This is a genomic window from Acinetobacter sp. GW821-FHT01E09, assembly GCF_059422385.1.
In genome coordinates, this window is sequence record NZ_JBWKWU010000001.1 from 1849154 (window position 1) to 1862317 (window position 13164).

Consider the following 13164-nt stretch of genomic DNA (forward strand, 5'->3'; position numbering starts at 1 on the left):
CTAATAAATTCAATATTAGGTTTAAGCGAATAACTTAGAACAAGTTGCTAAAGAACATTTTGATATGGTCGATCAAGCGAGAGAAGAAGCCTGCTTCTTCTACAGCTTTTAACGCCACTAATGGTTTTTCAGCAATCACTTTACCATCTAAAGTTGCTGTTAATTTACCAACAACTTGACCTTGTTTTAATGGTGCATTTAAGTTGGGCTGAACAGTGACTTGTGTTTTGATGGCATTGGCTTGACCTTTAGGCATGGTCACATTGAAGTTTTCAGCTAAACCAATTTGTACATCATTTTCTTTACCAAAATAAACTTTTGCTTTAGCAAGCACTTGATTTGCAGGTTGAACACTGACTGTTTCAAAGTTTGAATAACCCCAAGCTAACAATGAGCGTGTTTGGCTGGCACGTTCATTCATCGATGGTGCACCAAAAATCACAGAAATCAAACGCATTGGGCCGCGTTTTGAAGATGTGGTTAAGCAATAACCTGCTTCATCGGTATGACCTGTTTTTAAGCCATCAACACTTGGGTCGGTATACAGTAAGGCATTACGGTTACCTTGTTTAATCCCGTTGAAGGTAAATTCTTTTTCAGAATAAATAGGATAATATTTTGAACTGTCATGAATGATATGTTTAGCAAGTACCGCCATATCTTTTGCAGTTGAGTAATGACCCTCAGCAGGCATACCCGTTGCATTGATAAAGTGTGTATTGACCATACCTACACGTTTGGCTTCTTGGTTCATTGCATAGGCAAATGAACCCTCATTACCTGAAATATGTTCAGCCATTGCTTTAGATGCATCATTACCCGACTGGATAATAATGCCTCGTAACATTTCTAAAACTGTTGCAGTACCATTTAACGGCACATACATACAAGATTCAGTACTGCTACCACGACACCATGCAGACTCATTCATGCGAACTTTTTCACTTTCGGTCAGTTCGCCTTTAAGAAGTTTTTGCTCAATGATGTAACTCGTCATCATTTTCGTCATCGAAGCAGGTGCTAATTTTTCATTTTCATTCTTCGATGCAAGAATTTGACCTGTCTCATAGTCCATTAAGACATACGATTTATTATTTAATTCTGGCGGAGTGGTTAAGACGGTTGCTGCATAAGAAAATGAAGGTAAAAGTAATAATGCAGCAATGGCGCTTTTTCGAGTCATTCTAGGTCGTTCCAATCGTTATATGAGCACAAACAGGCTAGCATTTTAGGGCAAAGCAAAGCCGACTTCTATAAGGAAAGTCGGCTTATTTCTTACTTATTGTAACTAATTCAATATTTGTTGGATAAATTGCAGAAATCGTTATGACTGATAGTTACTAATGTCATTACAAATTGCTGTGTTTTCAGTATCACCCGCTTTTTTAGCATCACTTTTTGCTTCTTTTAATGCTCTTTGGAAATCTTTTTGCTTGGCAAGTGATTTTAAGGTTGCTTTAGGATCTTTGTCATTTGGCATATAGTCTTTAAGCAAGTGATCAAAACCTTTATTAAATGCAGCATCTGTTTTGATTAGACTCGGGCAGATATCCGACAATACATAAATTGCAGCCAATTCTTCTTTAGATACTTGTTGCTGGGTGACTTCGATTTTGTCAGATGCGGCAAAAGCATGGGTCATAAATAAACCACTTGCTGAAACAAGGCTTAATGTAAGCATTTTTAACGTCATACGCATAAATAACCTAATCAATTTTTAATTTAAGAATCTGCATAGATTAAACGTAAAAACTGTGAAAAATATAGAGAAAGTGTATCGATGTTGTAGATTTATTTGAAATTTTCGCACACTGAACAATGCAAAAGATGTCAAAAAAGGATTTTTTAACATCGCATTGGGGGGGAGGTTTTTTATCTTATTTTAGTGTGGAAGTTCAAGTACATCTGCACATACTGCTTTGTGTTCAGCTTGATCAACTTCTTTGGCACTGATTTGTGCTTCTTTGAGTACAGTTTGGTATTCTGGATCTTGTTGAAGCTGAGTCAATGTTGTAGGTTTGGACAAATCCTTTAATAAGGTTTGGGTTAAACTTGCAATTTTAGTTTGAAATGCAGGGTTGTTTCCAATTAACGCTGGGCAAACTTCGGCAAGCACCTGTGTTGCGGCAATATCTTCTTTCGCAATTCGATCAGATTCTTGTGAAGTTAATGTTTCTGAAAATGCAGATTGTGCACAAAGTGTGATGAGTGCGATAGAAATAGTATGAGTAAGAGAACGTGTAATCATCTTTATAGTCACAAATTAGATTTAAAATTGAGTAAGTAACTATATATAATTGTTCAATAAATTTGAATTAAATTACTCAGTAGTCATTTAATAATTTTTAGTCAGAGAACCTTTTAGTGAATATTTTAATTGCCAATGATGATGGTGTTTTTGCACCAGGTATTCAAGCTTTAGCAAAAGCATTACGACCTCTAGGTCGAGTTGTTATTGTTGCGCCAGAAAGTGAGCGCAGTGGTTATTCAAGTGCATTAACCCTAGATCGTCCACTTCGACCGATTCAAGTTGCACCAGATATGTGGGCAGTCAATGGGACACCTGCTGATTGTGTTTATTTGTCCATGAATGGTTTATTTGATTTTGAGTTTGATTTAGTTGTCAGTGGAATCAATAGTGGGGCGAATTTAGGTGACGATGTCCTTTATTCTGGAACCGTAGGGGCGGCATTTGAAGGACGTTTGATGAAACAGCCTGCAATCGCAGTTTCATTGGCAGGCAGTAATGTACGTTCCTATGACAACCCTGAAGATTATGCGCAAGCCGCAAATTGGGTTTACAGCTTTATTGCCAAAGGCCTACCCGAGCTGCCTCCACGACATATCTTAAATATCAATATCCCCGATGTCGCAGAAATTTTAGGGGCTCAAATTACATATCAGGGGCGTCGTATACAATCAAAGCCGATGACCAGTCAGGTTGACCCGCGTGGTCGTCAAGTCTATTGGATTGGTTTAGCGGGTGAAGCGGTGACAGATCCGCAAAAAAACGCACAAAACCTGCAATCTGACTTTTTTGCCATTGCCAATGGTTGCGTCAGTATTACCCCAATTCAGATGGATGCAACCAATTACACAATTCTTGAAACACTACAATCACAACTCTCACATAGTCATTTTGATGTATGAGTGTTATAACTTTGTGAAAAAGCACTGTTAAACAGTGAAATGCGTGTGTATTTTGCTAATCTTAAGCAAATATTTTTAAATTTTAAGATTGTAGAGAGGGAAATCAATGCTTTTGGCTCGATCAACACTTCCAATTCAAATGCCTAAGCGATGGATGAAAATCATTTTGTCCACAATAGCAATCACCTCTACCATAGTGGTGACTGGGTGTGCATCGAAGCCTCAAATTAATAACCCTACACGTTATGCTGTTGCGCCTGACTATTACACAGTTCGTTCTGGTGATACCTTAAGTGCAATCTCTATGCGTTATGGTTTGAGTTATCTCAGTGTTGCTGAAATGAATGATATTGCTGCGCCTTATCGAATTTATGTAGGCCAGTCATTACGTTTGAAAAAAGGTGGGGGCAATGTCACTCGATCTACAACGAAACCGTTGACGAGCAATGAACCGCAAATTCAACGCCAAACGATTAAGTTACCAACACAGCAGCCGACATCGCCAACTGGCACAACGACGGCTCAGCCAGTAACGCCGCCGCCTGTACAAACGACGACGACAGTACAATCAACCCAATTGAGATGGGTAAAACCATCAAATGGATCTGTTATTGCAAATTATAATATTGCGAATAATATTAAAGGAATACGTTTTGGAGGGAATCAAGGTGATCCAATTTTTGCCGCAGCGGATGGACAGGTGGTTTATGCTGCAGATGGATTAAAAGAATATGGTAATCTTGTCTTAGTAAAACATATCGATGGTTACATTACTGCATATGCTCATAACAGCAAAATGTTGGTGAAAAGTGGTCAAACTGTGACAGCAGGACAGAAGATTGCAGAGATGGGATCTTCAGGTGCTAGCAGTACCATGTTGGAGTTTCAGGTACGTTTAGATGGAAAACCGATAAACCCAGCAAATATTTTACCAATAAATTAAATATTTTAATGCAAAGTGTAATTTTCTTCGTATAATACAATGAGTTGTTTTGAACAAAAAAGTGTGAAACAGCTCATAATTTCAGAGGGAAATTTATGTTAGATCAACTTCGGGCAATGGGTGTATTTGCTTGTGTTGTTGAAAAAAGCTCTTTTAGTGGTGCCGCGCGTGACCTTGGCATTACGACTAGTGCGGTTAGTCAGCAAATTAGATCTCTAGAACATGAAATGGAAGTGACACTTCTACATCGTTCTACGCGAAAGCTGAGTTTAACTGAGGCTGGTCAAGCTTTTTTCCACAGTTGTCAAGAAATGCTCGCTGCCGCAGAGCGTGGAAAAATCCGCATTAATGAGTTGCGCGATGATTTAGTTGGGGATTTGCGTATTGCGACAACCCCGGAAATAGGGGCAACACATGTTGTTCCTGCTTTATCGCATTGGATGTCTGCACATAGAGGTTTGATGGTTCATTTTGAAGCAGATAACCAATATATCGACTTGATTCAAGAGCGTATAGATATTGCTATTCGCATGTCTTCAAAAATTGAAGATGCGAATAACTTGAGCTGTATGCCACTTGCACGAGTCGATCAGATCTTAGTTGCATCGCCAAGTTATTTAAATCAAACAGCGCCTATTTCACGTCCTGAAGATTTACAGAATCATGATTTGATTCCGATAAATATCATGAAAAATTCTCAACATTTTTCATTTCAGCATGGTGCAACAGGTGAAGTTGTTAATTTAGAAATGAAGCATCGCCTTCAGACAAATAACGTATTTGTTGCAAAATCATTGTGCCAACATGGGCATGGTATTGCGCGAATCCTTTATTTAGATGTGCAAAAAGAATTAATGAACGGAACATTGGTTGAAGTGCTTCCAGAGTGGAAATTACCAACTTTCACTTTAAGTGCTGTGACCTTAAAGCGTGAACAGCAGCCGATGAAAATTCATCGTTGTTTGGATGCTTTGAAACAATATTTTAGCCAGTTGCCTGGTGGTAGAATTTTCCAAGAAGCTTCATAAAGTTCTAATTCTAATAAGTTCTAATAAAAAAGCCGCTTTAAAGCGGCTTTTCTATATCTGCAATTTGATAAGCATTCATGACAAAACCAAAAGAGATTAACGGGTTAATCTCTTAAAGCATTTATTCACAATTAGGCAAGGAACTCTTTAATTGCAGGTACTAAGCGTTTTAATAGATCATCTGCTTGCTCATGATTCATATTCAAAGCCGGCAGTAAACGCACCACATTACCTGAAGTAACGTTAATAATTAAATGATGCTTATCACGTGCAATGTTTACTAATTCGGCACAGTCTTTAGGTAATTCGATACCAATCATCATGCCGAAACCGCGCACAATCACATTTTGCTCCGCAAGTTGAGCACGGAACTGATCGACCAGATATGCTCCAATTTCAGCAGCATTTGCAACGATGTTTTCTTTTTGGATCAAGTCAATCACTGTGTAGACAACACGAGAGCCTAAATGCGTGCCACTATAAGTAGAGCCATGATTTCCCGCAGCAAGTACTCCAACACCACGACCTTGTGTCATCACAGCACCAATTGGAAAACCATTTCCGAGGCCTTTTGCTGTGGTTAAAACATCTGGAATAATATTGGTGTGTTGATAAGCAAAGTATTTACCGGTACGGCCATTACCTGTTTGAACTTCATCTAGCATCATTAACCAATTATGTTGGTTGCAAATACGACGAATATCTTCAAGGTAGCTAAAGCCTTGAGGTGCGGTATTGACACCACCTTCACCTTGGATAGGTTCAACCAAAATTGCCACAATGTCAGGATGCTGAATAGCGGCTTCTTCAATGGCTTCTACATCGCCAAAAGGCACACGAATAAAGCCTTCAACCAGTGGTGCAAAGCCTTCTTGAACCTTTTTATTGCCGGTAGCTGAAAGCGTTGCAAGGGTACGACCATGGAATGATTGATCCGCAACAATGATTTTGGGATTGGAAACACCCTGTAAATGACCAAATTTACGTGCAATTTTAATTGCACCTTCATTTGATTCTGCACCACTGTTTGAGAAAAAGATTTCTTCCATACCCGAAACTTCAGCCAGCTTTTGCGCTGCTGCAGTTTGCCAAGCGACTTCGTAAATATTGCTGGTATGGATTAATGTAGCCGCTTGTTCTGCTATAGCCTCAGCCAGAACAGGATGAGCATGTCCTAAGCCACACACAGCAATACCCGTCAATGCATCTAAATACTCAGTACCATTTTCAGTATAAAGATAAGAACCTCGTCCTCGGACAAAGCTGATCGGTTGACGACTGAATACAGGCATCAAGTGTGAAGGTTGATCAGTTTGTACCGGAGCGAGGGTGATGTTATTCATAACTAACTCTTATCTGTTAGGAGTGGAAAGGGTAAAGGATTATCTAACCAAAATATGCACAAGATTTAAAGCTTTAATATAAATAAAATTGGAAATAATCGTCTAGACATATTCTTTATTGTGGATTTAGGTATAATGCAGGCAGATGAGTTGAGGATTTAATCAATGACTGAACAAGCGCGTGATACAGAAGCGTTAATTCGCGATCAAATAGCTAAACATGCAGTACTTCTTTATATGAAAGGTACACCGCAATTTCCACAATGTGGTTTCTCTGCACGTGCAGTTGAAGCACTTAGCCAAATTGGTCGTCCATTTGCTTATGTAAATATCTTGGAAAATCCGGATATTCGTGCAACTTTGCCACAAATTGCAAATTGGCCTACATTCCCGCAATTGTGGATTAATGGCGAATTGATTGGCGGTAGCGACATTATGCTAGAAATGTTCCAAAATGGTGAATTAAAGCCATTGATTGAACAATATAGCCCAGCACCAGATGCTTAATAAGTTGATGATGTAGAAAAAGCACCGGAAGGTGCTTTTTTATTGGCTAAGATTATTTTGTTTTCGCTTGGCTATGCTGATCTGCAGCCTAGACGAGATTACGTCATGACTGATGCGCTGTTTCAATGTTTGTTTTTTGCATATTGGGTTTTGATATTTAGTAAACCACCCAAATACATAAGACAAAGCTTTGAATATTCAAAGCTTTGTCTATTTAAGGTCTAACCAAGAAGCAATTTAAGCTGACTTGCGCTTATTTTACTTTGCTGCAACTTCAGCTTGGTTTTCGTCAGTAATGATGCTTGTTGATTCAGCTTCTGCCTTTTTCGGTTTTTTCCCTTTGTTCTTTTTTTTCTTTTTCTTTGGCTTGTGCTCTATTTCAACACCATCTTCCAAGGCTTGCCAATATTCAAGCTGTGCCATCACTGCTGCATAGATTGAACCTTTGGTATAACGACCTTTTTTATCTAATGCCCCAACAGGTCGAGCCATTAAGATTTCTAAAGCTTGGTCAATGGTGTCTATTGCATGTATATGGAATTGACCCTCATTGACAGCCTCAATCACATCATGGCGAAGCATTAAATGCTGCATATTCTGACGAGGGATAATCACCCCTTGTTTGCCTGTTAATCCTTGGAGTTTGCAAGCATCAAAGAATCCTTCAATTTTTGCATTGACCCCACCAATAGGTTGAACTTGACCCAATTGGTTCATCGAACCTGTGATCGCCCACGATTGATCAATAGGTAATTGGCAGATTGCGGAAATCAATGCAGATAGTTCTGCAACCGTGGCACTGTCACCATCTACTTGACCATAACTTTGTTCAAAGGCGAGGGCAGCAGAGAAATGCAAAATCTGTTCACGACCAAAATGAGCTTTTAAGAAACTCGACATCAACAAGACACCTTTGGCATGTAATGAACCACCAAGTTCTACACTGCGCTCAATATCTAAAATGTCACCGCCACCTTGATATACCGAAGCGGTTAAGCGTGACGGTAAACCAAATTCAACATCGGCATAGTGGATCACGGATAAAGCATTGATTTGACCTAAACGATGGCCGCGTGTCTCAATCAGTTGTGTACCACGTGACAAGTCTTGCCAATAAAGCTCTCTTAAATAGCCTAAGCGATATTGACGATGTTTTAGGGCAGTGTTGATATGATGAGAGGTGACTAACTTTTCATCTGACTGTGCAGCGTGATGATGAGATTCACGGATCAAGTCACCTAGGGTCAAAGCATGTAAAGACAATGAACTCTGGTCTTCAGCTTGGCGACTTGAATCTGTTAGTAATGCCGCCAATGCTGAGCGATCAAAAGGCAGTAATTTGTCTTGTTGAACATAGTCTGCAATCAGTTGCATATAAGCTTGTTCATTATCATCATTACGTTGCAGGGTATCGGTAAAATCAGCACGAATTTTAAAAACACTGCCTAATTCTGGCTCTAGTTCTAAAATTTCATAATAAATTTCAGGTTCTGCCAATAAAACCACTTTTAAGTTGAGTGGCACAGATGCAGGCTCAATTGAAATACTGCCAGTTAAAGTCAGCATGTGCTCAAGAGAAGACAGCTTTAATTGCCCTGATTTTAATGCACGTTTTAGCCCTTGCCATGCATAAGGCTGTTCTAACAGCTGTTCTGCTTCTAAAATTAAAAAACCACCATTGGCTTGATGCAATGAGCCTGGGCGAATCAGAGTAAAGTCGGTGGTGATGGTGCCGTTTTGCGTCAGCTGTTCAACATGTCCCAGTAAATTATAGTGTGTTGGGAAGTCTTCAAAAATAACTGGGGCACCAGAGTTTGGCTTATTGCTGACCACGACATTGGCTTGGTAACGTGAAGGAACCCGATTAAATAAAGCAGGAGAGAATTCTTCACCTTCTTGATCTAAAATCGTTTCAACATTTTCAATGATATCTGCTGCAAAATGTTTTAAGTATTGATCGAGTCCGTGTACGGTTTTAAATTTACTTAAAATCAAATCTATACGAGGAATCACCACTTGTTTGGCGATATCACGATTCAGTTCAGAAACTTGATCACGTGCATCATCTTCCAAATCACCTAACTGAAGGCCAAGCCGTTCAAGCTTTTTATCCATATAACGCATATTGGAATTAATTTCTGCGCGTTGTTTACTGTCGAGCGCATTAATATCTTCCTGTGACATTTCCAATACTTTGTCATCTTTGACATGGATCGGCACAAAAATATGTTCATCGTTACGATTAATCAGTTTTAGGTCGAGGTCTTCGCCTTCTTTGGTCAGTTCAACTAAAGCGAGTTGTTGCTCATTTCCCGTGATTTGACGAATACGTTCAATACGATTGTGATAGGTTTCGGCACTAAAGCGACGTTCAAGTTGCTTGAGAATGGTTTGCCATGCTTGGTGGATTAAAGCTTGAAACTTACTGCCTTGACCCGCTTGAAAACGCAGTGCAATCGGTTGTCGCGCATTTTTAAAATTATAAACATAGACCCAATCATCAGGCGTTTGCATGGTTTTGGCATGCTGCTGTAACAAACGCTTGATCATGGTTCTTTTGCCAAGACCTGCCGTCCCCACAGCAAAAATGTTGTAGCCTGAATAAGGTAAAACAATCCCTGCTTCTACAGAGGCTCTGGCGCGATCTTGCCCTAAGAAATTATTTAAGGGCTTGATTCGCTTGGTTGAGGTAGGAATCTTGCTTAGATTCGGGATATGCGTCAGTTGTTCTGATTTTAGTGCGGTTTGTGTCAACGTGTTTTGAATTTCCGTTTGATCAAAAGCAGATGGAAAAATCGTTTCAGTTTTTTGTATTGGGGTTGCAGTCGTCGTAATTGAAACAGTGGTAGAGCTTAATTGATCGTGTCTTTGGGTCACAGGTGAAATCCAAAACTTATATGGGTTGAAAAGTTAAAGGTATACAGGATTGGGGGTAAAGATCAAGCGCCAAAAGCGGAAATATCTGTAAAAGCGCTCATCAGTTGCATAAAAGTGATTGAAACTCTAAGCATTAAGCGGTTGAATAGCACTATTTCATTTTTCAGAAAATAACAACGCAATGACAACGCAACTATCTCAGCAATCAGCTGAGCAGAATTCCACAGCAAAAAATGGGTGGAAATCTGCTTTTGCCGCTTTTATCGATCGGCGTGCTGCAATTATGCTCTTTCTTGGGTTTTCAGCAGGTATTCCAATTCTGCTCATTTTCTCAAGTTTATCTTTATGGTTAGGTGAGGCCGGAATTGAAAAAAGTGCAGTGACTTTTTTTAGTTGGGCCGCGCTGGGCTATTCTTTTAAATTTGTATGGGCACCGCTGATTGATGAATTACCCGTCCCGATACTCACCAAAAAACTGGGTCGGCGCCGTGCTTGGTTGTTGATTGCACAAATACTGATTATCTGTGCGATCTGTATTATGGCGTTTTCTGATCCCGCTTTGGGCCAAAGTTATATTTACCAAATGGCTGTGGGGGCGGTATTACTGGGTTTTTCCGCAGCGACGCAGGATATTGTGATTGATGCCTATCGAATCGAGCTAGCTGAAACCGAGATGCAAACGGTGTTGGCATCGACCTATAACGCAGGCTACCGTTTAGGGATGATTCTCGCTGGTGCGGGGGCTTTATTTCTTGCTGCTTCTTTGGGGACTGCAAAAGGGAACTATATTTATGAAGCGTGGAAATATACTTATTTAACCATGGCGCTGGTGATGCTAGTGGGCATTATCACCACTTTAGTGATCCGAGAACCCTTGGTTAATCGAGTTGATAAACACTATAAAAATATTGATTACTATCGTTTAGTTTTGGTCTTTATCTTGGCTGTGGCGAGTTTTGTTTGTTTATATATTTACTCCGATGACATGGTTCAATATCTGCAAGCGACTTGGAAAGTCGAAGACAACTTGCTGAAGTTTTTAATGGAAGCTGTACGCTTTTTAGGCTCAGGGCTCGGTGCAATTCTTGTTGCAACATCGTTGATTCGTTTTGGTGTAGTCAATAAAAAGATGGCCTATGAGACTTGGGTTAACCCGATTGCTGATTTTTTTAAGCGTTATGGGGTAAAGCTGGCATTGGTTCTGCTGTTATTGATCGGTTTCTATCGAATTTCAGACATTATTGCGGGTGTTATTTCGAATGTTTTCTATCAAGATTTAAACTTCACCAAAGAACAAATTGCAGAAGCCGTTAAAATTTACGGGGTTATTTTTAGCCTATTGGGTGGTTTTTTAGGTGGCTTACTTGCACAACGCATGAACATTATGAAATTGATGTTTGTCGGTGCAGTTTTGGCAAGTTCAACCAATTTGATCTTTATTGGATTGGTGAAATCTGGTGCACCAATGCAAGCTGTATCTGTACAGATTGGCGATAAGAAGTTTCAAGCTCAACCTGATGAAGTAGGCTATTGGAAAGTTTCTGTGCCTCGTCAGGATTTGGTAGGGGAAAATACCATTCATATCAAAGCAGCATTGGTTGATCAGGCTATTGCGAATGAATATACGGTGCCTTATTTAAAAGAAAATCCCAAGCCCCAAATTCAATTATTGCCTATTACCAGTGACAATCAATTGTCTGCAACAGAAGCGAAGCAAAGTATTGTGGTTAAGGGGCAGATTGCGGGAATACCTGTATCTGAACTTAATCCAGATCAGCCGATTACCCTTAAACTCGATGGCAAAACATATCCTGCAAAATTAGATAAAGATGGTTTGTTTAGTGGTGCGATTGACGGTAAAGCCTTATATGCTTCTGGCTCAAAAAACGTGATCGCCGTGGTCAATTATCAACACGCACAAGCAGCATTAAGTACTCAACAAAGCTATCAATTAACAACGATAAAAAGTGATATCGATGTGGATATTCAACCACTTCCAGTGATCAAAGCGGATTCCTCTGCAGCCGTTGAAATTAAGGGTAAAGTGATTGAAAAATATAGTTCTGGTTGGCTGTATTTTGCCATTGTTGTCGATAATTTAGCTTCTGGTTTAGCGGGTGCAGCATTTATTGCGTTCTTGTCTAGTTTGACCAGTGTGTCATTTACAGCAGTTCAATATGCGATCTTTAGTTCATTGATGACGCTTACACCTAAGATTTTAGGTGGTTATTCTGGAACAATTGTCACCCACATTGGTTATCCTAAATTCTTTTTAATGACCACCTTAATTGGTATTCCGATTCTATTACTTGTGTTATGGGTTGGAAAATTATTGCGAGAACATCAAGCACAAAAGGTGAGTCAATCCATCGAGTAAGCGACTGAATTACTCAAGATAGATTTATGATGATCACAAAAAGCCTACTTTATCTTATAGATAAAGTAGGCTTTTTTTATCGGAAGGTGGTTTGAATCATTGGATTGCTAACACATTCAAACAGCTTACTCGAAAGATAAAGCTGTAGTGTTTATCTAAAATAAGCGGTTATTGCTTAAAAACAATCCAGAAGATGGCATCATTGAGCAGCTGAAATATAGATAAATTGAAATATTGAACTGTATTGCCTATATTGGCAGATGATATCTGATCAAACAGGAAAATAAATCATGCGCATGTTGCATACCATGTTACGAGTAGGCAATTTAGAACAATCTTTAGCGTTCTATACTGAAGTTCTCGGTATGACATTACTTCGTAAACGTGATTATGAAGAAGGGCGGTTTACTTTAGCATTTGTGGGTTATGGTGATGAAGAACATCATACCGTGTTAGAACTTACTCATAACTGGGATACTGCAAGTTATGAATTAGGTAATGCTTATGGACATATTGCGATTGGTGTCGATGATGCCTATAAAGCCTGTGACGAGATCAAAGCACGTGGTGGTAATGTGGTACGTGAAGCGGGTCCTATGAAGGGTGGTGTCACAGTCATTGCTTTTGTTGAAGATCCAGATGGTTATAAAATTGAATTGATCCAACAAGATCAAGATGCACGAAATAATTGATGATTTAAAAGTGATGGGGCTATTGTTTATTTGGCAAAGACATATCAATAAAGATCTTTCATAAATCAAAAAATGATCATGTGGAGTGAATTATATTGGTATTGAAAGTTCCTTCTCCCTATGGAACAAGGTTAGGATGAGGGTGCTTTTATGTTGATTTTTGGTTTTAAAAAGGACTGATGAAAGAAGTCTATTAGACCTTAAATTAACTTGATATGTGTCGTAAATAAATAGTGAACATTTAGCC

At 39.3% G+C, this 13164-nt stretch carries 11 protein-coding genes; 6 read left to right on the forward strand and 5 right to left on the reverse strand.

Going from position 1 to position 13164, the window contains the following annotated elements; translation table 11 throughout:
• Positions 1-34 precede the first annotated feature (34 nt).
• From dacC to AC07U8_RS08410, 3 genes are all read right to left on the reverse strand, one after another.
• Complete coding sequence (dacC, locus tag AC07U8_RS08400; protein ID WP_004820709.1) at positions 35-1183, reverse strand: D-alanyl-D-alanine carboxypeptidase PBP5/6; 1149 nt, start codon at positions 1181-1183, stop codon at positions 35-37.
• A 141-nt stretch (positions 1184-1324) separates the two neighbouring features.
• Positions 1325-1699, reverse strand: a complete 375-nt coding sequence (locus AC07U8_RS08405) for an MCR_0457 family protein (protein WP_004721274.1) — start codon at positions 1697-1699, stop codon at positions 1325-1327.
• A 183-nt stretch (positions 1700-1882) separates the two neighbouring features.
• Positions 1883-2248, reverse strand: coding sequence for an MCR_0457 family protein (locus AC07U8_RS08410; protein WP_034613664.1), 366 nt, complete (start codon positions 2246-2248; stop codon positions 1883-1885).
• A gap of 116 nt (positions 2249-2364) precedes the next feature.
• Here AC07U8_RS08410 and surE point away from each other — a divergent pair, with 116 nt between their 5' ends.
• The 3 genes from surE to AC07U8_RS08425 all read left to right on the forward strand — a co-directional run bounded on the left by surE (position 2365) and on the right by AC07U8_RS08425 (position 5121).
• Positions 2365-3150: a 5'/3'-nucleotidase SurE gene (gene surE, locus AC07U8_RS08415; protein ID WP_270384753.1), complete on the forward strand. Its 786-nt coding sequence runs from the start codon at positions 2365-2367 to the stop codon at positions 3148-3150.
• 106 nt (positions 3151-3256) lie between these two features.
• Positions 3257-4093: a peptidoglycan DD-metalloendopeptidase family protein gene (locus AC07U8_RS08420; protein ID WP_004820715.1), complete on the forward strand. Its 837-nt coding sequence runs from the start codon at positions 3257-3259 to the stop codon at positions 4091-4093.
• 95 nt (positions 4094-4188) lie between these two features.
• Positions 4189-5121, forward strand: coding sequence for a LysR family transcriptional regulator (locus tag AC07U8_RS08425; RefSeq protein WP_004721269.1), 933 nt, complete (start codon positions 4189-4191; stop codon positions 5119-5121).
• A 131-nt stretch (positions 5122-5252) separates the two neighbouring features.
• On the opposite strand, the gene AC07U8_RS08430 is transcribed toward AC07U8_RS08425, so the two are convergent.
• Positions 5253-6464, reverse strand: a complete 1212-nt coding sequence (locus AC07U8_RS08430; protein ID WP_270384756.1) for an aspartate aminotransferase family protein — start codon at positions 6462-6464, stop codon at positions 5253-5255.
• Positions 6465-6629: 165 nt separating this feature from the next.
• On the opposite strand from AC07U8_RS08430, the gene grxD reads away from it, so the two are divergent.
• Positions 6630-6971, forward strand: a complete 342-nt coding sequence (gene grxD / locus AC07U8_RS08435) for a Grx4 family monothiol glutaredoxin (protein WP_004820720.1) — start codon at positions 6630-6632, stop codon at positions 6969-6971.
• Positions 6972-7229: 258 nt separating this feature from the next.
• On the opposite strand, the gene AC07U8_RS08440 is transcribed toward grxD, so the two are convergent.
• Positions 7230-9848: a Lon protease family protein gene (locus AC07U8_RS08440; RefSeq protein ID WP_494737686.1), complete on the reverse strand. Its 2619-nt coding sequence runs from the start codon at positions 9846-9848 to the stop codon at positions 7230-7232.
• Between the two features lie 181 nt (positions 9849-10029).
• On the opposite strand from AC07U8_RS08440, the gene AC07U8_RS08445 reads away from it, so the two are divergent.
• Complete coding sequence (locus AC07U8_RS08445) at positions 10030-12225, forward strand: AmpG family muropeptide MFS transporter (RefSeq protein WP_494737687.1); 2196 nt, start codon at positions 10030-10032, stop codon at positions 12223-12225.
• A 290-nt stretch (positions 12226-12515) separates the two neighbouring features.
• Complete coding sequence (gene gloA / locus AC07U8_RS08450) at positions 12516-12917, forward strand: lactoylglutathione lyase (protein ID WP_004820725.1); 402 nt, start codon at positions 12516-12518, stop codon at positions 12915-12917.
• Positions 12918-13164: the final 247 nt, after the last annotated feature.